Origin of the sequence: Pseudomonas sp. QTF5 (assembly GCF_000512695.2) — a bacterium.
Taxonomy (GTDB): domain Bacteria; phylum Pseudomonadota; class Gammaproteobacteria; order Pseudomonadales; family Pseudomonadaceae; genus Aquipseudomonas.
On record NZ_AZRW02000038.1, the window covers coordinates 1 to 20,969 of the forward strand.

The 20,969-nt window shown below is 60.5% G+C and carries 22 protein-coding genes; 7 read left to right on the forward strand and 15 right to left on the reverse strand.

What is annotated here, in order from left to right; all coding sequences use genetic code 11:
* Nucleotides 1–404 precede the first annotated feature (404 nt).
* From IC37_RS23130 to IC37_RS23200, 14 genes are all read right to left on the reverse strand, one after another.
* Nucleotides 405–776, reverse strand: a complete 372-nt coding sequence (locus IC37_RS23130; protein ID WP_030128275.1) for a DUF6124 family protein — start codon at nt 774–776, stop codon at nt 405–407.
* Between the two features lie 516 nt (nt 777–1,292).
* Nucleotides 1,293–2,303, reverse strand: coding sequence for an iron ABC transporter permease (locus tag IC37_RS23135; RefSeq protein WP_030128274.1), 1,011 nt, complete (start codon nt 2,301–2,303; stop codon nt 1,293–1,295).
* Complete coding sequence (locus IC37_RS23140; RefSeq protein ID WP_030128273.1) at nt 2,300–3,247, reverse strand: ABC transporter substrate-binding protein; 948 nt, start codon at nt 3,245–3,247, stop codon at nt 2,300–2,302. The genes IC37_RS23135 and IC37_RS23140 overlap by 4 nt, the downstream gene beginning before the upstream one ends.
* A complete protein-coding gene (locus IC37_RS23145) occupies nt 3,244–4,032 on the reverse strand; it encodes an ABC transporter ATP-binding protein (RefSeq protein WP_030128272.1) in 789 nt (262 codons plus the stop codon). The genes IC37_RS23140 and IC37_RS23145 overlap by 4 nt, the downstream gene beginning before the upstream one ends.
* A gap of 190 nt (nt 4,033–4,222) precedes the next feature.
* Entirely contained in the window at nt 4,223–5,602 is a 1,380-nt protein-coding gene (locus tag IC37_RS23155) for a PepSY domain-containing protein (protein WP_030128271.1), read from the reverse strand.
* Between the two features lie 124 nt (nt 5,603–5,726).
* Nucleotides 5,727–7,724, reverse strand: a complete 1,998-nt coding sequence (locus IC37_RS23160) for a TonB-dependent copper receptor (protein WP_371916347.1) — start codon at nt 7,722–7,724, stop codon at nt 5,727–5,729.
* Nucleotides 7,725–8,068: 344 nt separating this feature from the next.
* Nucleotides 8,069–8,500: a DUF2946 domain-containing protein gene (locus IC37_RS23165; protein WP_030128269.1), complete on the reverse strand. Its 432-nt coding sequence runs from the start codon at nt 8,498–8,500 to the stop codon at nt 8,069–8,071.
* Nucleotides 8,501–8,521: 21 nt separating this feature from the next.
* Nucleotides 8,522–9,001 (reverse strand): copper chaperone PCu(A)C, encoded by a 480-nt coding sequence (locus IC37_RS23170; RefSeq protein ID WP_030128268.1) that lies wholly within the window; start codon nt 8,999–9,001, stop codon nt 8,522–8,524.
* A gap of 48 nt (nt 9,002–9,049) precedes the next feature.
* Complete coding sequence (locus tag IC37_RS23175; protein WP_030128267.1) at nt 9,050–9,448, reverse strand: DUF2946 domain-containing protein; 399 nt, start codon at nt 9,446–9,448, stop codon at nt 9,050–9,052.
* Nucleotides 9,449–9,564: 116 nt separating this feature from the next.
* The gene (locus IC37_RS23180) at nt 9,565–9,888 is read right to left on the reverse strand and encodes a DNA-binding protein (RefSeq protein WP_030128266.1); all 324 of its coding nucleotides are present in this window, start codon (nt 9,886–9,888) and stop codon (nt 9,565–9,567) included.
* A gap of 4 nt (nt 9,889–9,892) precedes the next feature.
* Nucleotides 9,893–10,228 carry a type II toxin-antitoxin system RelE/ParE family toxin gene (locus IC37_RS23185; RefSeq protein ID WP_030128265.1) on the reverse strand — a complete coding sequence of 112 codons (336 nt, stop codon included), beginning with the start codon at nt 10,226–10,228 and terminating at the stop codon, nt 9,893–9,895.
* 56 nt (nt 10,229–10,284) lie between these two features.
* On the reverse strand, nt 10,285–11,010 hold the full coding sequence (locus tag IC37_RS23190; RefSeq protein WP_030128264.1) for a cobalt-precorrin-6A reductase: 726 nt from the start codon (nt 11,008–11,010) through the stop codon (nt 10,285–10,287).
* Nucleotides 11,007–12,104 carry a cobalt-precorrin-5B (C(1))-methyltransferase gene (locus IC37_RS23195; protein ID WP_030128263.1) on the reverse strand — a complete coding sequence of 366 codons (1,098 nt, stop codon included), beginning with the start codon at nt 12,102–12,104 and terminating at the stop codon, nt 11,007–11,009. Before IC37_RS23195 ends, IC37_RS23190 begins: the two co-directional genes overlap by 4 nt.
* A complete protein-coding gene (locus IC37_RS23200; RefSeq protein WP_030128262.1) occupies nt 12,097–13,308 on the reverse strand; it encodes a bifunctional cobalt-precorrin-7 (C(5))-methyltransferase/cobalt-precorrin-6B (C(15))-methyltransferase in 1,212 nt (403 codons plus the stop codon). Before IC37_RS23200 ends, IC37_RS23195 begins: the two co-directional genes overlap by 8 nt.
* Before the next feature lie 144 nt (nt 13,309–13,452).
* Between IC37_RS23200 and cobG the strand changes: the two genes are divergently transcribed.
* Genes cobG through cobJ form a run of 4 tightly spaced genes read left to right on the forward strand, consistent with a single transcriptional unit; the run spans nt 13,453 to nt 17,825 of the window.
* Complete coding sequence (cobG, locus tag IC37_RS23205; RefSeq protein ID WP_033864800.1) at nt 13,453–14,775, forward strand: precorrin-3B synthase; 1,323 nt, start codon at nt 13,453–13,455, stop codon at nt 14,773–14,775.
* Nucleotides 14,768–15,394: a precorrin-8X methylmutase gene (locus IC37_RS23210; RefSeq protein ID WP_008069015.1), complete on the forward strand. Its 627-nt coding sequence runs from the start codon at nt 14,768–14,770 to the stop codon at nt 15,392–15,394. Before cobG ends, IC37_RS23210 begins: the two co-directional genes overlap by 8 nt.
* On the forward strand, nt 15,394–16,125 hold the full coding sequence (locus IC37_RS23215) for a precorrin-2 C(20)-methyltransferase (protein WP_030128260.1): 732 nt from the start codon (nt 15,394–15,396) through the stop codon (nt 16,123–16,125). The genes IC37_RS23210 and IC37_RS23215 overlap by 1 nt, the downstream gene beginning before the upstream one ends.
* Complete coding sequence (gene cobJ / locus IC37_RS23220; protein WP_030128259.1) at nt 16,125–17,825, forward strand: precorrin-3B C(17)-methyltransferase; 1,701 nt, start codon at nt 16,125–16,127, stop codon at nt 17,823–17,825. The genes IC37_RS23215 and cobJ overlap by 1 nt, the downstream gene beginning before the upstream one ends.
* A 53-nt stretch (nt 17,826–17,878) precedes the next feature.
* Here the strand turns inward: cobJ and IC37_RS23225 are convergent, their stop codons facing one another.
* Nucleotides 17,879–18,475 (reverse strand): MarC family protein, encoded by a 597-nt coding sequence (locus IC37_RS23225; protein WP_030128258.1) that lies wholly within the window; start codon nt 18,473–18,475, stop codon nt 17,879–17,881.
* Between the two features lie 260 nt (nt 18,476–18,735).
* On the opposite strand from IC37_RS23225, the gene IC37_RS23230 reads away from it, so the two are divergent.
* From IC37_RS23230 to IC37_RS23240, 3 genes are all read left to right on the forward strand, one after another.
* Nucleotides 18,736–19,527, forward strand: coding sequence for a hypothetical protein (locus IC37_RS23230; protein WP_030128257.1), 792 nt, complete (start codon nt 18,736–18,738; stop codon nt 19,525–19,527).
* Between the two features lie 66 nt (nt 19,528–19,593).
* Nucleotides 19,594–20,316, forward strand: a complete 723-nt coding sequence (locus IC37_RS23235; RefSeq protein WP_030128256.1) for a hypothetical protein — start codon at nt 19,594–19,596, stop codon at nt 20,314–20,316.
* On the forward strand, nt 20,313–20,951 hold the full coding sequence (locus IC37_RS23240) for a hypothetical protein (protein WP_030128255.1): 639 nt from the start codon (nt 20,313–20,315) through the stop codon (nt 20,949–20,951). Before IC37_RS23235 ends, IC37_RS23240 begins: the two co-directional genes overlap by 4 nt.
* Nucleotides 20,952–20,969: the final 18 nt, after the last annotated feature.

Here is a 20,969-nt window from a genome sequence, read left to right on the forward strand (position 1 = left end):
AAACAGTATTGCAGAAAAGGGGGTAACCATAGATGTGGGAGCGGGCTTGCTCGCGAAGGCGGTGTGTCAGTCACAGTGATGTTGGATGTGCTGCCGCCTTCGCGAGCAAGCCCGCTCCCACAGTAGATGTGTGTCGTACGTTGAATCTGTGAACGACAATAATCCCTGTGGGGGCGGGCTTGCCCGCGAAAGCGGGGGGGGGGCAGTCGCAGGGATGTTGGATGTGGTGCCGTCATCGCAGGCAAGCCAGCTCCCACAGGAGGAGCGGTCATATACAAAATCTGTGTACGACACAAATCCTGTGGGAGCGGGCTTGCTCGCGAAAGCGGTGGGTCAGTCACAGTGATGTTGAGTGTGCCGCCGTCTTCGCGAGCAAGCCCGCTCCCACATTGTTTGCGGTGTGTCTACGCCGGGTCGACGTTATCCAGCGCCCGGTTCACCGCCAGCTCCGCCAGCATGATGCTCTGTTGAATCGCCAGCGCCGTGTAGCGCTGCGGGCCGGTCAGGTCGTTGGCGAAATCGCTGGCCAGGACGCTCGCTGTGGCCAACGATTCGTAGGCGTGGGCCAGCAGGCTTTCGGTATCCATGTCCGGGGCGACCATGAACATCGTGCTGGGGCGACGGGGTTTTTCGGTGTATTGCGCGGGGGGATCGAGGTAGTAGTCGAGGGCGCGTTTTATGGCTTCGCGGTCTTTGAACAGATCGTCGTCGCGCGTTTTTTCCGCTTTGGGAGTGGTGGTGTCGATGGGTGGATCGGGAACTATCTTCTTGCTCATCGGGTGTTGTCTCTTAATTGGAGCCATCCTTTGTCGTTTCTCACGCGACGAAGGGGTGGCAGCTATGTGCGGAGTGAGAAACCGGTCAACACCCAAACCCGGCCGGACCGAAGTCCGCCCGCACACAGCCGCCATAGTGCATTGCGGGCAGCGGACAAGCCGGCGGCAATTATGGTGGTACTGGTGTTGGATTAATAGTGTTAACCGGGTTCTCACACCCGATCGCTGAGTATTCAGCGACAGCCCAAGACTAGAGGGCTCGCGTCCGACGAACAACCTGAAAAAGGCGTGGGAAAGTTCCGTGTTTTGACACATCCGTTAAACATTCAAAAGCGGAACGCGGAGCGTCCCTGGCGGCATTCCCCCGCGGGAGAGTGGGAACGATCAAAACAGGCACAGGATCGCAATTCCTGTGGGAGCGGGCTTGCTCGCGAAGAGGGCGGCACATCCGGCATCAATGTGTCTGACCGACCGCTTTTGCGAGCAAGCCCGCTCCCACAGTTTGAAAGCGGTGAGTCAGCGACGGCGCATCAGGCCGATGAAGAACAACCCGCCAATCGCCGCGGTGGCGACGCCGATGGGCAAGTCTTCCGGGGCGATCAGGGTGCGTGCGGCCACATCGACCCAGACGAGGAACAGGCTGCCCAACAAGACGCACACCGGCAGCAATCGCCGGTGTTCAGCCCCAACCAGACGACGCGCAATGTGCGGCACCATCAGCCCGACAAACCCGATAGACCCACTAATCGACACCAACACCCCAGTCATCAACGACGCAATCAAAAACACCCGCAGCCGCACGGTGCGAGCATTCAGTCCGAGGGTCACAGCCGTCTGCTCACCCGCCATTAACGCATTCAACGGCCGAGCCATCCCCAGCAACAACACCAACCCAAGCAACACACTAGCCGCCGGCACCGCGAGCAATTCCCAGCGTGCCAGCCCGAGCCCGCCAAGCATCCAGAACATCACCGCAGAACTGGCGCGGTGATCACCGAGAAACAACAGCAAATTGGCGATCGCCATCATCACGAACGACACCGCCACGCCGCACAACAGCAGCCGATCACTGTCCAGCCGCCCATCGCGATTGGCGATCATCAGCACGATCAACATGCTCAGCAGCGCGCCGATAAATGCCGCGATCGGCAAGGTCAGCAACCCGACAATCTCACCGACATGCAGCACCACGATCACCGCGCCGAGGGTCGCGCCGGAGGTCACACCGAGCAGGTGCGGATCCGCCAGCGGATTGCGCGTCACCGCTTGCAGCACCGCACCGATCAATGCAAGACCGGCGCCCACCAGCGCGCCGAGCAACATGCGCGGCACGCGGATCAGCCAGACGATATGTTCCTGCCCGGCCGTCCAGTCCGCAGCACCGAAACCAAAAATCTTGTGCAGCAATATTCGCCACACCACCTCCACCGGCACCCGCGCCGGGCCGAAGCCCAGCGACACCACGCACGACACCAACAACAGCGCGCCGAGGGCGGTCAGCAACAAGGCATAGCGACGATCGATCATTCGCCGTGGAAACCCTTGGCCAGGGTTTCGACCGCCAACACGTTGTCGATCCCGGGCGTGGCCTGCACGTACGGAATGACGATGAAACGCTGGTTCTTGATCGCGTCCACCGATTGCAGGGCCTGGTTGTTCAGCAGGAATTGCTCCTTTTGCGCGGCGGTGACTTCGCCGTAATCAACGATCACGATCACCTGCGGATTGCGCTCGACCACGTTCTCCCAATTTACCCGCGTCCAGCTCGCCTCGACGTCGTCGAGGATATTGCGCCCACCGGCGGCATCGATCAGCGCTTGAGGCATGCCGAGACGACCGGAAGTCATGGCCCGGTCTTCACCACTGTCGTAGAGAAACACCCGAGGCTTGTCCATTGGCAGATCCTTGCGCACCTCGGCGACTTGCGCCTGCATCTTGGCGATCACGGTGTTGGCGCGGTCCTGCACGTCGAAGATTTTCCCGAGGTTGCGCAGGTCGTTATAGGTGTCTTCCAGACTGGCTGGCGGGCGCTTCATGACGAAGGCGCAGGACTCGGTGAGTTCGTAGACGTTGATGCCCAGCGGTTGCAGGGTTTGGGGGGTGAGATCACCGCCGACACGCATGCCGTAATCCCAACCGGCGAAGAAGAAATCGACGTTGGCGTTGAGCAGGGTTTCCACCGACGGGTACTTGGCCGCCAACTCCGGCAAGCCATCGAGGATGATCTGCATCTCGGGTGTCACCGACTTCCAGCCCGTCACGCCGCTATACCCGGCCATCCTTGGTTTGAGACCGAGGGCGAGCATCATCTGGGTCATGTTGATGTCATGGCTGACCGCGTGTTTCGGCGCTGCCTTGAAGGTGACTTCGCGGTTGCAGCTCTGGACGGTCAGCGGGTAATGAGTGGCCTCGGCCAATGCTTGGGCACTGCCCAGCAACAGAGCGACGCAAAACAGGGAACGCAAAGTCATGGTTGGGTTATCCAGGTGATTCGTGGGTAGCCGTGCAAGGGGTGGTCATCGATCAGGGCGTCGACGCCGAACACGTTGTGCAGCAGTTGTGCGGTCAGGACTTCTTTGGGCGGGCCGCTGGCCACGATGCGCCCGTGATTGATCACGTACAGCCGATCACAGAAGGCCGCCGCCAGATTGAGGTCGTGAATACTCGCCAGCGTGCCGATCTGCAGACGCTTGACCAGTTGCAACAGCTCCAGCTGATAGCGGGGGTCGAGGTGATTGGTCGGCTCGTCGAGGATCAGCAATTGCGGTTGTTGAGCCAGCGCGCGGGCGAGGATTACCCGCTGTTTTTCACCACCGGAAAGGGTGGCGAAGGCGTGGTCTTCGAAGCCCTTGAGGCCGACCGATTCGAGGGCGTGGGTCGCGAGTTTTCGGTCTTCAAGGGTGTCGCCATCAAACAGGCCTTTGTGCGGCGTGCGGCCCATGGCGACCACTTCCTCGACGGTCAGGCCGAAGGCATCGGGGAATTCCTGCAACACCACCGCGATGCGTTGCGCGCACCAGCGTGAGGATTGCTTCCAGACGTTGTGGTGATCGAGTTTGACCTCCCCGCTTTCCGGTTTGCTGAAGCGATAGGCGCAACGCAAGAGGCTGGTTTTGCCGCTGCCGTTGGGGCCGATCAACCCGACGAACTCACCGGCGGCCACGTGCAGCGATGCGTCACGCAGCTGGAACTGGTGATGGCAATGGCCGTGGCCCAGGGGTGTCCAGGCGAGGTTCGAGAGGTTCAGCGAGGTCATTTCATTCCCAACGATCGTTCCCACGCTCTGCGTGGGAAGGCATCAATGGACGCTCTGCGTCCGCTTTTGGGACGCGGAGCGTCCCGGGCTGCATTCCCACGCAGAGCGTGGGAACGATCAATCGGCGGTGACTAAGAAAGATCGCGGTTCGCATTGTATTGGCTTTGCGCGTACGCGTATCTCGCCTGTTTCATGATGAAGGTGAGGTGGATTCAGTTTGCCGGCTAGAACGCGACAGCAGCACTCGATCCAATACCCACACGACCACCAGCGAAGCCCCCACCAACGGAAAAATCACCGCCAGCCCGAGCATGATAACCATCGCGGTTTTCCATTTCGGCAGGTCATGACGCAACGGCGGTACACCGAACTTACCCTGTGGCCGGCGCTTCCACCAGATCACTACACCGCTGACGGCGCTGAGCAAAATCATCAGGCAGATCAGCAGCACGATAATTTGATTGAACGGGCCGAACATCTTGCCTTCGTGCAGCATCACGCCGATTTCCGTGGCACGGGCGACCGTGCCGTATTGCTCGTAGCGCACGTCGGCGAGGACGTCGCCGGTGTACTGGTCGACATGCAGGGTGGCGTCGTTGCGTGGGTCGTCGGCGAATAGCGCGATGGTGAACACGCCCGTGGCCGTGGTCGGGAAGGTGATGCTGTAGCCGGGCTCGACCTTGCGCTGCACGGCGATGTTTTGCACGTCTTGCAGGCTGATGGTCGGTGCCGCTGGGCCGGCTTGCGTGCTGGCGTGGGCCATGTGTTCGGCGTGGTCGCCGGACATCGGCATCGGCGTGTTTTCCATGGCCCACGGAACGGTCTGGCGCGTGGCGCTGTTGAGGCTGCGGGCCTCGACGTCGGACTTCGGCACGTCATTCCACATGGCTACCGGGAAGCGGTTCCAGAGGTCGGCGTATTGCTTGCCCCAGAACCCGGTCCAGGTCATGCCGCTGAGCAGCATCACCAGCAGCAACGCCGCGCCCCAGAACCCGGTCACCGCGTGCAGGTCACGCCAAAGCACTCGGCCACGACTGTACAAGCGTGGCCAGAGAATCCCGGCGGACTGGCCGCGCGGCCACCATAAAAATACTCCGGAAACCACCAGCACGACGCCCCAACCGGCGGCCAGTTCCACCAGCCGATCACCGACGGTGCCGATCATCAACTCGCCGTGAATCGAGCGCGCGACTGCTTGCAGGTTCTTCTTCGCATCTTGCTCGCCGAGGATGTCGCCGTGGTACGGATCGATGAACACGTTCAGTTCATGACCTTCATTGATCACCACAAATTGCGCACTGCGTTCGGCGTTCACCGGCGGCAGGTACTGTTTGATCTGGCCTTGTGGATAGGCCTCTTTCACCCGCTTGAGCAGGTCGTCGGCGGAGACTTTGTGATGAGCGGCCGGGACATTCAGCAGGCTGCCGTACATCAACGGATCGAGTTGCGGTTTGAACAGGTAGATGATGCCGGTCAGGGCCAGCATCACCATGAATGGCGCGACGAACAGGCCGGCATAGAAATGCCAGCGCCAGGCCAGGTTGTAGAAATTCGGTTTGGGCTGTTTCATTCGTGTGCTCCGCTAGGCGTGGTTCTTTATTGTTTAGTGCGGTTGCTGCGCAACCGATCGCGGGCAAGCCCGCTCCCACAGGTTCAACGCCGCCCATGTGGGAGCGGGCTTGTCCGCGATGCTCTTAGAAGCTCATATCCACCTTGGTCCAGAGCGTGCGCCCCGGTTCGTTGATGGCTTGCGGATCATTGGCCGGAAAACCGAAACCGGCGTTGCCCGCCAGGTTCAAGTGTTCGGCGTAAGCCTTGCCAAACAGGTTGTCGACGCCACTGCTGACCTTCCAGTTCTTGTTGATCCGGTACGCGCCGTTGAGCGAGAACACGCCAAAACCCGAGCTCGTGTCGAAGTCTTTGCCGACCACGTTGCCCTTGTTCTGGTCGATACGGTTTTGCGCCGCAACCACGCGCCACAAAGCGCCAGCGCTCCAGTTGTCTTCGCTGTAGGTCAGGCCGAAACGTGCATCCAGCGGTGGCATCTGCGGCAGGGCACTGCCGTCGCTGCTGTTCTTGCCCCAGGCGTAGGCCAGGGTCGCGTCGGCTTTCCAGTTGGCCGTCAGCTTGTAGGCCGCACCGAGTTCGCCGCCCATGATTCGCGCGTCGATGTTCTCGGCTTGCGAGGTCATGCCCATCATCCCCGGCGTGTAGTTGAACAGGATGTAATCGCGCACCTGGCCGACGTAACCCGAGGCCCAGGCTTCGAGGTCTTCGGTCTTGTATTGCAGGCCGAAGTCGAGCTGGGTTGTTTTCTCCGGTTTGATCGAGTCGAACGCATTCACCGAACCGGCAGGGCCTGAGTTGGGCGAAAACAGCTCCCAGTAATCCGGGAAACGCTGGGAGTGACCGAGGCCCGCATACAGCGTGGTCGGGCTGTCAGCCAGGTCATGCTCGTAACGGACGAAACCGCTGGGCAAAGTGTCGGCGCGGGTGTCGTCGGCCGTCGGGTTTGGGCGGGCCATCATCCCGGAGCCGATGGTCTGCCGATAATCCTTGGCCGACGCGCGATCCAGTCGTGCACCGGTGATCAGCCGATCACGGTCGGCGGCGTACCAGGTCAGTTCGCTGAACACGCCGTAGTTGTGGAAGTCGGCGTCCTTGTTGCGCGGCACATCCTTGTAGGCGTCGACGCCCATCGCGCTGCGTTGGCGATGTTCGTTGGTTTGCGCATCCAGGCCACTGATCAGCTGCACATCGGCCCAGCGCCAGGTGGCTTTGATCCGCGCGCCGAGGGTCCGGCGGTCGACGTTGGAGGCCATGGGGCCGGCCATCATCCCCGTGCCGGACGGCGTGCGCAGGGTGTAGTTGTCCATCACGTGGTCGGCGTAGTTGTAGTAGACCTGCGCCTCGATCTTATCCAGCACCTCACCGATGTTTGACTGTTCGAAGCGCAGACCCAGGCTTTCGCGCAAGAACTGCGAACCGTCCATGCTGCGCCCGGCGTAACGGGCTTCGCCATCGCCCTTGCCGGCGGTCAGCTCCAGCAGCGTGTCGACGCTCGGGGTCCAGCCGACAGCGACGTCACCGTTCCACTTGTCATAGCGCGAGGGCACGGTGTCGTTGTTGCCGTCCTTGTAGTCGTCGGAATGCGCGGTGTTGCCGATCACGCGCACGTAACCCAGCGGCCCGCCGGCAGCGGCGTCCACTACTTTGTCGAAGCGCCCGTTGGAACCGGCCAGCACGCTGGCGTTTACCCGGGTGCCGAGTTCGCCGAAGCTTTCCGGCTCACGGTCGAACAGGACGGTGCCGGCCGATGCGCCGGGGCCCCAGAGCACGGTTTGCGGGCCTTTGATGACGGTGAGTTTGTCGTAGGTTTCCGGTGAAATGTACGAAGTCGGCGCATCCATGCGGCCGGGGCAGGCGCCGAGCATCATGCTGCCGTTGGTGAGGATATTCAGTCGCGAGCCGAACATGCCGCGCAGCACCGGATCTCCGTTGGTGCCGCCGTTGCGCACCAGCGCGAAGCCGGGGATGGTCTTCAGATAATCGCCACCGTCACTGGCCGGCACTGGTTGGCGCGGGTCCTTGGGGTTGGTGACGATGGTCAGTGGCGAACTCGGCGCGATGGCGGTGATCACCGTCGGGCTCAGTTCTTCGGTGTGGCCGGCGTGTTCATCGGCCAGCACCATCGGTGTCAGCAGCAAGCCGCAAAGAATGGCCGTGGCGCGCCTGAAACGAACGCGAGATTCGTTCAGGGCAAAAGAAGCCTGGGCAGCGCCCAAACGTGTGTCAGCAGAAAACCTGGACATGACAATTTCCATCGAACAGTCGTAAACGACACGGCCGGCAGCCGACACAATGCTTGTGGGAACCAGCTTTTTTGTGGCGAGGGAGCTTGCTCCCGCTGGGCTGCGCAGCGGCCCTTTTGTGAGTGCTGCGCACTCAAGCGGGAGCAAGCTCCCTCGCCACAAAAAAGCTCGCTCCCACAGGTTGCTTGGGTGTCTTCGGGCCGTGTGAAGTCGGAGGTGGGTGTTTACGCGACGATGGGCGGGGCGCGGGTGCGGGCGCCGGGGAAGAAGGTTTGCCGGGCGTGGCCCAGGCGGGTAGCGGGATTGGTGAAAGTGGTTGTCTGTGGACTGTCGAAGGCGACGAAGGACTGACCGCCAGTGAGCGCCGGGCAATTGAACAGCAGGCTGCAATAGCCGCACTTTTCCCAGAGTGCATGATGGTCAGTTTTGGGTGGGCAGTGCTCGGCGGCGACTTGCGCGCCATGCTCCATGGCCGACATGTCCATGCTCATGTCCATCGACATGGTCATGCTCATGGACATCGGGGCGCGCGAATCCATCGGCATCGACTGAGAAATCAGCGGACCGATAAAGATCATCAGCATGGCGAACAGGCTGATCCAGCTGCCGCGCGTCAGGCTCAATGACTGACGGCGGGACACGGACGGCCTACGCATGGGCGTTTTCAACGTGGGCGATTACTGGGCGTGCATGTGCTCTTGCATGCCTTCAGGCGCTTTTTTCTGCACCGCGACATCGACCGTCACATCGCCGGCCTTTTCGAAGTGCATCGTCAGAGGGAAGCGTTTGCCGTCGCTCAACAGGCTGCGGTCTTCGAGCTCCAGCAGCATCACGTGATACGCCATCGGGGCGAAAGTGACTTCGCCGCCAGCCGGAATTTCGACGCTGGGCACTTGCTGCATTTTCATCAAATCGTTTTGCATCACATGCTCGTGCAGCTGGGCAACGCCTGCGATCGGCGAGTCAACGCTCAGCAGTCGGTCGGCGGTTTTGCCGTTGTTGTGAATCACGAAATACGCGGCGACGGTGGGCGCGTTGGGCGGCAACTCTTGCGACCACGGATGGGCGATCTCAAGTTCGCCAGCCTTGTATTCGTGAGCATTGGCAAAACAGGCAGGCAGCAGCAATACAGCCAGAACGATGAGTTTGTTCAACATGGCAGTTCTCCAGAACGATTCAAAACGCAGGTCAATTGCGAGAAGGAATCACACCAGGGGGGACGCGCGGGGGTTGAGGCTCGGCCATTGCTGGCGCGGTGTTGGTGTGTCGAGGGCGGCAGGCGGCAGGCTTCGATTGGCCTCGAAACGCGCAAAATACAGCTGCGGCACATGCCCCGGTAACGCCACCAATGGCGCCGAGCCCGAGCAGCACCAGCAATGCTGCATGTTGGAATGATCGTCGCTCTGCGGGACTTTCTGCTCGATATCGCCCAGAGAAATCGCCACCAGTTTCGTGCCGCTGGAAGAACAGAAACTGCCCCACAGCAATTGTTCTGCAGGCGATTTCGCCGTCTGCGCCATCGCTCCGGACATCGGCATGGCGAGCATGTTGAACAGCACTGCAAAGCAGGCGATCCAGGCAAATGCGAGCCGTTGTCGGGACATGAGGACAGATCCGGTTAAGTGAGCAATCAGGCGCGACTATTTAGCCTGATCAGGGGCGATAAGTAAAAAGGCCGCGTGCGGTGTGGTGTCGCAGTAAAACTGCTGATGTGCATCTGTCAGTGTGCAGGTACGGCATGTACTTGCATGTCTACTCCTAGCGTAGCTCGAATAACCGCGAATATTGCGGCGAGGTTATCCATGCTTGGGTTGCCTTTGGCAGATAGCATTCGATGGAGACTTTTGCTGGGTTTTGCCGTTTCCTTCGCCAGTTCTTCGAAACCGACGGTAGCGTTCACGAGGTCGCGCAATATGATCCTGGCCATTTCCGGCTCACCATTGAGAAACAGAGTAGCAGCCTCATCCAGCAATGCCTGTGCGAACTCAGGATCACGCTTGGCACGTTCGGCAATGGTGTGTTTGTAGCTTCGGGTGAGAGCCATGAAGTTACCTCCGGTTCCGTTCAGCTTTTTTTCGAGTTCGAAATTCGGCTATTAGTGTTTTTGCCTGTTTTATGTCGGTTTTTTGAGTGGACTTATCGCCACCGCCGAACAGGATGATCAGGCGCTTTCCCTCTTGTACCAAATAGATTCTATAGCCAGGTCCCCAATTGATTCGGTATTCACCGAGACCGTCGAACCACTTGATGTTGGAGGTGTTGCCTAATTCCAATCGAACCATAGCGTTGGATACCTTGAGAGCTGCCTGTGGACTCAAGGTTGAGAACCAATGTCCGAACGGGCTTGTTTCGTTTTCTTGCAAGTATTCTTCGAGTGTGATCACAGGCGGCCTTGAAGGTAACAAATAGGTTACTGTTCATGCAAGCCAATGATCCTGCCTTACGGAGTGAAGGTCGCCAACGCAACAAGTGTTTCTTCAAGCGTCAGAAACTCCCGCTCAACCCCCGGCAACACCGGTCGCTTCAACACCAGCACCGGCACTCCACGCTCCCGCGCCACTTCCAGTTTCGGTTCAGTGGCGGTGCTGCCGCTGTTCTTGCTGATCAGCACGTCGATCTGCCGACGCTCGAACAGCTCGCGTTCATCCTCGATCAGAAACGGCCCACGCGCGCCGATCACTTCGCAGCGCTCGTTGCCCGGATAAACGTCCAGTGCACGCAATGTCCAGAATTGCTCCGACGGGATTTCGTGCAGGTGCTGCAGCGGTTCGCGTCCGAGGGTGAACAGCGGTCGGCGAAAGGGTTTCAGTGCTTCGATCAGTTCGGCCCAGTCGCTGACTTCGCGCCAGTCATCCCCGGCTTGTGGTTGCCAGGCCGGACGTCGCAGGGCCCAGCATGCAATACCGCACAATTGCGCGGCGGTGGCGGCGTTCTGGCTGATTTGCGCTGCGTAGGGGTGGGTCGCATCCAGCAGCAGGTCAATGCCTTCATCCCGAATGAACTGCGCCAGACCTTCAGCGCCACCATAGCCGCCAACGCGAACCTGGCAGTTCAGATCCGTCGGCACGCGACCGACACCGGCCAGGCTATAGATGTGTTCTGGCCCCAGGGTTCGGGCGATGGCCAGGGCCTCAGTGATGCCGCCGAGCAACAACACGCGCTTCATTGAAAAACTCCTGCATGGCCGACAATCCCGCCCTGGCGATCGATGGCGAACACTTCGACCTGAACCTGCGCCGGCACCACGCTGCGGGCAAAGTCCAGGGCGTGCTGACACACCGCGTCGCCGAGGGCGATCCCGGCAGCGCTGGCCATGGCCAACGCCTGCTGACTGGTATTGGCTTCGCGGATCGTCTGTTGCAACGCCTCATCCGCGCCGACCGCCGCAGCCCATTCGGCCAGTTGCGGCAGGTCGATGCTTGAATGCCGACTGTGCAAATCCATGTGCCCGGCCGCCAGTTTGCTGATTTTGCCGAAGCCGCCGCAGAGGCTGAGTTTATCCACAGGCACTTTGCGCAAATGCTTGAGCACCGCGCCGACGAAGTCGCCCATTTCGATCAGGGCGATTTCCGGCAGGTCGTAGACTCGGCGCATGGTGTCTTCGCTGGCGTTGCCGGTGCACGCGGAGATGTGCAGGTAACCATTGGTTTTGGCGACGTCGATGCCCTGGTGGATCGAGGCGATGTAGGCCGCGCAGGAGAACGGCCGGACGATGCCGCTGGTGCCGAGGATCGACAAGCCGCCGAGAATTCCCAGTCGCGGGTTCATGGTTTTCAGCGCCAGGGCTTCGCCGTCCTCGACGTTCACTGTGACCTCGAAACCGCCCGGGTAATCCAGCTCCTCGGCCAGTAGGGTCAGGTGCTCGCTGATCATTTTGCGCGGTACCGGGTTGATCGCCGGTTCGCCGACATTCAGCACCAGCCCGGGCCGGGTGACGGTGCCCACGCCACGGCCGGCGCTGAAGCGAATGCCAGGCTCGCTGTGCAGGCGCACTTGGGAAAAGAGCAGGGCGCCGTGGGTCACGTCCGGGTCGTCGCCGGCATCTTTGATCGTTCCGGCTTCGGCGCCGTTGTCCATCAGTCGACAAAACTCCAGGCGCATCTGCACCCGTTTGCCTTTGGGCAAAATGATCTCGACAGCGTCCGCTTCGACGCCACTGAGCAGCAGGCGTGCCGCCGCGAGACTAGTGGCGGTGGCGCAGCTTCCGGTGGTCAGGCCGCTGCGCAGCGGGGCGGGTTGTTCGGCGGTTTCGTCACGCATCGAGGGGTTTCGTCACGTCCAGCAAGGTGATCGGCAGTGCCTGACGCCAGGTGTCGAACTCGCCCAGCGGTTGTGCCTGAGCGACGTGAATGCGGGTCAGTTCACCGCCATGCCGTTCGCGCCAGGCCATCAGGGTCACTTCGCTTTGCAGGGTGACGGTGTTGGCAATCAGTCTGCCGCCCGGTTTGAGTTGCGCCCAGCAAATGTCGAGCACGCCTTCGCGAGTGACGCCGCCACCGATGAAAATCGCGTCCGGGCGTTCGAGTCCGGCCAAGGCTTGTGGTGCCTTGCCGCGAATCAATTGCAGACCGGGGACGCCCAAGGCATCCCGGTTGTGTTCGATCAACAACTGCCGCCCTTCATCCGCTTCGATGGCCAGCGCCCGGCAACTCGGGTGAGCGCGCATCCATTCGATGCCGATGGAACCGCTGCCGGCGCCGACGTCCCACAGCAGTTCGCCGGGTGTCGGTGCGAGGCGGGCGAGGGTGATGGCGCGCACATCGCGCTTGGTCAGTTGGCCGTCGTGCTGGAAGGCAGAGTCTGGCAACCCGGCGAGGCGCGACAGGCGAGGTGTGTTCGGTTCGGCGATGCATTCGATGGCGATCAGGTTCAGATCGGCGATCACCGGCTCGCTCCAGTCGTTGGCGACACCCTCGATGCGTCGTTCGGCTTCGCCGCCCAGATGTTCCAGCACGATGAGGCGACTCGGCCCGAAACCACGCTCGCGCAGCGACGCCGCGATGGCCGCCGGACTCTGGCCGTCGTTGCTCAACACTAGCAAGCGCATACCACTGAATACATGGGCATTGAGCGCGGCGATGGGGCGGGCGACCACCGACAGTGTCACCACATCCTGCAACGGCCAGCCCAGGCGAGCGGCCGCCAATGACACGGAAGACGGGGCGGGCAGGATCAGCATTTCCGCGCCGGGCAGTTGCCGCGCCAGGCTGGCACCGACGCCATAGAACATCGGGTCGCCGCTGGCTAGCACACAAACCGGCTCGCCACGCAGTGCCAGCAATGGTTCAAGGGAAAACGGACTCGGCCACAATTGCCGCTCGCCGCGAATGCATACCGGCAGCAAATCCAGTTGCCGCTGGCCGCCGAAGATTCGCGAGGCGCCCAATAGGGCGCGACGGGCATTTTTGCCCAGGCCCTTGAAGCCGTCTTCACCGATACCTACTACTGTCAGCCAGGGTGACATCTGCCGTCCTCAAAAAAAGTCCTCAAACGGACTGTTCCGACGGGCAGGCTTTTCATGCCGTCGGACAAAGCAGGCATAATACCGCGCCTTCGCCCGCGAAGCGCCTTTCCCACACAGCCGGTCGCCCCTTTGAACGAACGCCCGATGTCCACCGCCTTACGCCCCTCGGCCTGCCCGGGGTTGCTGCGTATTGTCCCGGCGCTGGACGGCGGCATCTGTCGGATCAAATTGAGCGGTGGTTCGATCAGCGCCGCCCAGGCTGAAGCGATGGCCAGCGCAGCGGAACGGTTTGCCGGGGGCGTGATCGAGGCGACCAACCGGGCCAACCTGCAGATTCGCGGGATTGGCAGCGAGCAGACGGCCTTGATCGACAGCCTGCTCGCCGCAGGATTGGGCCCGCGTACCGCGGCGGGCGACGATGTGCGCAATCTGATGCTCAGCCCGAGCGCCGGGATCGACCGGCAGATGTTGTTCGATACACGCCCGCTGGCCGAACGGATCCTCACCAGCCTGCAAAGCCATGAGCGTTTTCACCAGTTGAGCGCCAAATTTGCCGTGCAACTCGATGGCGGCGAAGGCCTGGCGATGCTCGAACATCCTCACGACCTGTGGTTGAGCGCCGTTGAGCAGAAGGGCGAGTGCGTGCTGGCCTTCGGTCTGGCGGGTTGCCCGACCCAGACTCCGTTGGGCGCGGTGCGACTGGAAAACGGCCATGCGCTGGTGATCGCGGTGCTGGAGCTATTCCTCGATCTGGCGCGTCCCGACCAGACGCGCATGCGTCATCTGCTGGCCGAATATCCGGTGGCCGGGTTTGTCGCTCAAGTGGCCGAACGTGTGCCGCTACTGCCCATCGTGAGCGGGTCGCGCGTTACGAACTCGAACGTTCTGCACTCGAGCGTTCTACACATTGGCGCTCATCCTCAGCGTGAAACCGGCCGTGTCTATGTCGGCGCGACACCGCCTCTGGGCCGACTCGATCCCGCCATGCTGCGGGGCGCGGCACAACTGGCCCGTGAACGGGGCGATGGCAGTCTGCGCTTCACGCCTTGGCAAAGCCTGCTGCTGCCCGGTATTCACGAAGGCGACGCTGTTGAAGTTACCCACAGTCTTGAACAACTGGGCCTGCGTTGTTCGGCAGACGATGCCTTGGCGCATCTGATTGCCTGCACCGGTTCGGCGGGTTGCGGCAAAGGCCTGTCCGACACAAAGGGCGATGCCCTGCAACTGGCGGCGTTGCTGCAACGTCACGGCCAAGTCTTGAATGTGCATCTGTCTGGCTGCGCGCGTTCCTGCGCGGCGGCGCACATCACGTCAGCGACTTTGCTGGCAGTCTCGCCCGGTCACTACGACCTCTATTTTCGCGACGCAGCGCAGCCGGGTTTCGGCGCGCTGCACGCACGCAATCTTACTATTGAAGCGGTCGCGGCCTTGCTCGACGCCCGCTCACGGAGCCCCCTTGATGCTTGATTACATCCGCGACGGTCAGGAGATCTATCGCAACTCCTTCGCGATCATTCGTGCCGAGGCCAACCTTGCGCGCATCCCGGCCGATCTGGAGAAACTCGCGGTGCGGGTGATCCACGCCTGCGGCATGGTCGAGGCCATCGACGGGCTGCAGTTTTCCGAAGGTGCCGGCAAGGCCGGGCGCGATGCGCTGGCGGCTGGTGCGCCGATTCTGTGCGACGCGCGGATGGTCAGCGAAGGCGTGACCCGCGCGCGTTTGCCAGCCAATAACCAAGTGATCTGCACCCTGCGCGACGACAGCGTCCCGGAGCTTGCCCGCGAGTTGGGCAACACCCGTTCCGCCGCCGCGCTGGAGCTGTGGCGTCCGCACCTGGAAGGCAGCGTGGTGGTGATCGGCAATGCGCCGACCGCGCTGTTTTATCTGCTGGAAATGCTCGACGCCGGCGCCCCGAAACCGGCGCTGATCCTCGGCTTCCCGGTGGGCTTCGTCGGCGCCGCGGAATCCAAGGCGATGCTCGCGGCGGACAGCCGTGGTGTGCCTTTCGTCATCATGCAAGGCCGGCTGGGCGGTAGTGCCATGGCCGCCGCCGCCGTCAACGCCCTCGCCACGGAGATCGAATGATGCAGCAACCTGGACGTTTGATTGGCCTGGGCGTCGGCCCCGGTGATCCGGAACTGATTACCGTCAAAGCCTTGCGCCTGTTGCGCGAATCGCCGGTGGTGGCGTACTTCGTCGCCAAGGGCAAGAAAGGCAACGCCTTCGGCATCATCGAAGCGCATCTGCAAGACGCACAAACCCTGCTGCCGCTGGTTTATCCGGTGACCACCGAAGCGCTGCCGGCGCCGCTGTCGTACGAACAAGTGATCAGCGATTTCTACGATGCGGCTGGCGAACAACTCGCCGCGCATCTGGATGCGGGCCGTGACGTGGCGGTGATCTGCGAAGGCGATCCGTTCTTCTACGGCTCTTATATGTACCTGCATGATCGTCTGGCCGAGCGCTATGAAGCCGAAGTCGTGCCGGGTGTCTGCTCGATGCTCGGCGGTGCGTCGGTACTCGGTGCACCGCTGGTGTATCGCAATCAGAGCCTGTCGGTGTTGTCGGGTGTGCTGCCGCACGAAGACCTCAAGCGGCGACTGGCAGATGCCGATGCCGCGGTGATCATGAAACTGGGGCGCAACTTTCCCAAGGTCCGTCAGGTGCTCGAAGAGCTGGGTCTGGCGGAGCGTGCGCTGTACGTGGAGCGCGCGACCATGGCCAATCAGAAAATCGTGCCGCTGGATCAGGTCGAGCCAATGTCCTCGCCGTACTTCTCGCTGATCATCGTTCCCGGTGAAAGGTGGCAAGGCTGATGGCCCATTCCGCTCCGGCGATTGTCATTCTCGGCAATGGCAGCCTCGCGACCGCGCGCAAGATTCAGCAGGTGTATCCGGGCGCACTGATCCATGGCCTGGTCGAACGGGTCGAAGGCGCGGACCGTGTTTATCACGAGTTCGGCGCGACCCTGCGCGAACTTTATCAACAGGACACGCCGATCATCGCGCTGTGCGCCGCCGGAATTGTGATCCGCACCCTGGCGCCATTGCTGTTGGAAAAAGGTGCTGAGCCACCGGTGCTGGCCGTGGCCGAAGACGGTAGCGCGGTGGTGCCACTGCTCGGCGGTCTCGGTGGGGTGAATGTCATGGCACGCGAGATTGCCGCTGGCCTCGACGTCGCGGCGGCGATCACCACCAGCGGGGAGCTGCGTTTCGGCACGTGCCTGCTCAATCCACCCAGCGGCTATGCCTTGGGCGATCTGGAGCTGGGCAAGCGCTTCGTCTCGGACTTGCTGGCCGGCGAACACGTGCGCATCGAAGGCGCTGCGCCCTGGTTGGCGCAAGCACAGTTGCCAGAAGACCCTCAGGCGCATTTGTCGATCCATGTCGGCAGCGCCGAACGGACGCCGGCCGCTAATGAACTATTGATCTACCCGCGCAGTGTCTTGCTGGCGGTCAGCGCGAGTGTGGCGGATTTGCCCCAGGCGATTCGCGCGGCGCTGCGTCAGGCCCAAGTCGCCGGGCAATCGCTGGCGTGCTTGCTGGCGCCAGCCACGGAAATGGCCAACCCGACGTTGCGCGAAGCGGCGCTTGAGTTGGGTGTGCCGCTGCGTTTTGCATCGCCCGCCAGCGATGCCGGCGAGTTGGCTCGCACGGCCGTTCCCAACGCGACAATTATCCCGATCGACGCGAACCTTGCACTGGCGATCGCCGAACAGCCCCTGGACGTTGCACAAATTGGTCGCCCTCGTGGTCGGCTGGCCGTGATCGGTCTGGGCCCGGGTGCTGCCGAATTGATGGTATCTGCGGTGAAGGCTGAACTGGCCAAAGCCACGGATGTGCTCGGCTATGAAACCTATGTACGCATGGCAGGCCCGTTTCGGCCGGATCAAGTGCTGCACTGCACCGACAATCGCGAGGAGATGCAGCGTGCCCGCCACGCCTTCGAACTGGCGGCCCAAGGGCGTTCGGTGATTGTGGTCTCGTCCGGTGACCCCGGCGTGTTCGCCATGGCGGCCGCAGTGCTCGAAGCGTTGCACGAGTCGAATGACCCGGCCTGGCACAGCGTCGATCTGGAGATTCTGCCGGGGGTTTCCGCTTCGCTGGCGACCGCCGCTCAGGCCGGTGCGCCGTTGGGGCATGACTTCTGCGTGATGTCGCTGTCGGACAACCTCAAGCCATGGTCGATCATCGAGAAGCGTCTGGACCTGGCCGCCGAAGCCGATCTGGCGCTGGCTTTCTATAACCCGATTTCCCGTTCGCGGCCTTGGCAGTTAGGCCGTGCTCTGGAAATCGTCGCGCAGCATCGCACGCCGCAAACCCCGGTGGTTCTAGGGCGTGATATCGGTCGGCCAGGCCAGACGCTGCGGGTCACCACGCTCGGCGCGCTCACACCAGAGCAAGTGGACATGCGCACCATGGTGCTGATCGGCTCGTCCACCACCTGCGTGTTTCCCCGCGCCGAAGGTGGCGACTGGGTCTACACTCCGCGCTGGTATGGCAGCAAACCCTGCTGAACGCTGGCGGCCCGTTCGTGCCGCCTCCATTACCTGCCTTTTTTGCAGCCGGGTCAGGGAACCAGATAACCCCTGACCCCGGTAAAAATAATCTGTGCTGCCAGTGCACACACGAATAATCCCATTAGCCGACTGACGATCTGCAGGCCCTGGTCGCCCAGGATCCGTTCTATCCGGCTGGACAGATAAAGCACCACGCCGACCGTAAAACTGGCCAGCGCAATACTGATAATGGCCGTCAGTTTGTCGTCCCAATGTGGCTGACTCACGCCCATGACCAGCAGGGCGCCGATGGTCCCGGGGCCGACCGTCAGCGGAATGGTCAGCGGCACGATGGTCACATCCTGCTGCACATTGTCGGTCTGCACCACCGACTTGCCCTGGGCCATGCCCAGCGCCGAGATGAACAGCACGCTGCCGGCGCCGATGCGGAATGCATCCACGGTAATGCCGAACACGTCAAAGATCACCCGCCCGAACAGGTACAGCAAGATGCTGGAAACCAACGTGGCGATCGCCACTTTCCAGGCCAGGCGTCGCTGCTCCTTGCGCGAATAGCCGCGAGTCAGGCTGATGAAGCAGGACAACACGAAGAATGGGCTGTAAAGCACCAGCATCTTCAGATAAACGCTGAACAACACGTGGAGCATGATTTCGGCTCACCGCAGGAGAAGGTCGAACCGGAGTCTATCAGCCCTCCAATTACCTGTCGGCATTTGATTGGGCAGTGCCGTTTTTTGTGTGCGTGACTTTTCGATTTGATATGGGTTAGTTGTTTTGTTGGGTTTGGTTGCTGTTGCTGATCTAAATATTTGGAGTTACAAGTCAGATATTGTGGTGCCTGGCTTGTTTGGTTAATGTTGTTTTCGCAAGTTATGGAGTGCTTGCTTAATTGATAAGGGAGATGATGATGAGTGTAAATATGATCGACAGCGCTACTGTGGCTGCCTATATGAAGCGTCTGGAAAGTTACGAAATTGATGAGGTGCCTGTTGTGCGTTCTCGCACTTTTGTGTCGAATGAAATTGTTATTGAAGAACCTTCGAAGGGGGCTGTTGTTGGCGAAGGCATTTTGTCCTTCACAGGTAACCTGTCCGCGCAAAACCAGGAAGATGCCCTGCACGCTTTTCTTTTCGCCAGTCTTGTGGCGAATAAGCAATATCCTCACGAATATCAGGGCAAAGAGTGGTATTACACATTCGTCGAAGTCATGACCTCTGCCGGCTGGCTGACAACGCAAAAATATTATAATGATCTGAACATTGGCGGTAATACTGTCCGGATGGATCAGTTGGTGCTGGAAATCCTCGGCTCGGTAGTCGCAGGGCTCGCGATACCAGGCAGTACTTCTGCATTGATGCTGAAGGTCGCCGGCGATGCCATCATCGCTTTGAAAAAGAAACAAACAGCGCTGACGCTGTTTGAACGAAATATGCTGGAGCATGGCGTAGGCGGTATGGCTGCCGGTACCTGCACCGAAGTTGATGGTGAGGTAACGATGGTGCTTGGAACAGTACGTTTCATTCGGAAAAACACATCGACCCAAGTCCTGTTTCTGGATTGGGATAGTCGTGAGGTAAAACTGTATAAAGGCGAATCTGTTTTCCGGAAGATTCCCTATATTGCCGACCAGGTTCGCGATATTATCCGGACAAAGCTTGGCTTGAATGCAGTTAATAAAATCGAAAGCTACGAGATCTGATCTCCTGTTTTTGATGGGGTGGTCGTGTGTCGACCGCCCTTCTTTCTATTGTCGCAGGAGTTGTATATGGCCAAGGATTATTCGGTGTTTGTTAATGCCGCTGCTGTCGTTTTATTGGCGGGTAAATCGGTGGGCTCGACAACTAATGACCTGATGAACTCGGTCCTGCTTGCCCAACTGGTCGCTAATAAACGTATCGAGGCCACCCGCACCATCGATTGGTATGACACCTATGTGGGAGTGCTGGGTGATTTCTGGTTAACGAGTGTCAGAAGCAGACAGGATATTCAGCTGAAAAAAAACGATATCGCTTCGCCGGTTGAGTGGGTCACCGCCGTACTGGCAAGTGGCATCGAGGCGCAGCAAGTCATGACGTTGTTGGAGGTCGTCGCCCGACTACCAGACTCTTTGCCCGGCATGAGTTTGTTGCGCAAGCATGTGCAAAAAGAATCCGATAGTGAACTGGCAGATATCCCCTCGCAACCCAGGCCTGTCCGCTTGTTGGTGATCGTGGCGCAAGATAACGGTTCGATGAGCAGCGTCTGCCTTCAATTCAAAACACGGCAAATGCTTGACCTCAATCCCTGGGGGCAGCGCTTCCATGCCGAGGATATGGAAGGTTGCGTTTCGGCGCATTTTTTCCATGCGCACTTGTCCGAGACATTGTATGCACCCGTCCGCGAAGCCATTGCCGGCAAGGTTGAGGGAAGACTGAGCGACACCATTGCGGATATCACCGAGGCGATCAACGCTTCAGCCGTTCTGCCCATTGAGGAGGGCGGATCATGACGTTTATTTTTCCGCAGGCTGCGGTGGTAGGCGGCAGTGTCGTCGCGTTTGCCGCCGGTCTGCCCGAGTCGCACCGGGAAGACATTTACTTGAGCACGATGTTCGCGCAAAGGGCTACTCGGGCAGCCTACAACGACGGGTTGTCGGGCAATTGGTTCGACTACTATTGCAATCAGCTCAGGTTCATCGGCTGGGACGTGCCGCGTCCGGAAGGGTTGTCGCCTATCCAGGGTGGATCGATGGGGGCGGCGGCGGCGCAGCATATTGCGATACGCCTCGGCGAGGGTTTTTCCGAGCCGACCAATCGGGCGCTGGTGGCGCTGGAAAGGAATGCATCAGCACTGGATCTGTTCGAATCGACGAGTCTTTCTCAGGATGCAGGTTTCTTTCAGATGATTCCTTGCGTACAGAAGGACGCCCACCGGGTTGAAATGGGGATTTACCACCGTCAGTTCCAGTTTCGCCGAGAGACATCACGATTTTTTTTCATTGATCAGGATGACTTGGTGCAGAACAGTACAGAGCAACTATCTGTCATTACATTCAATACGCTCTACTACGCGCAATTCCGGGAAAAGGTGAAAAAATCGGTGTTGTCCCAGACGTTCAAGTATCTGAGTTCGCTGGAAATCTGAAGGCTGGGTTCAAAAAAC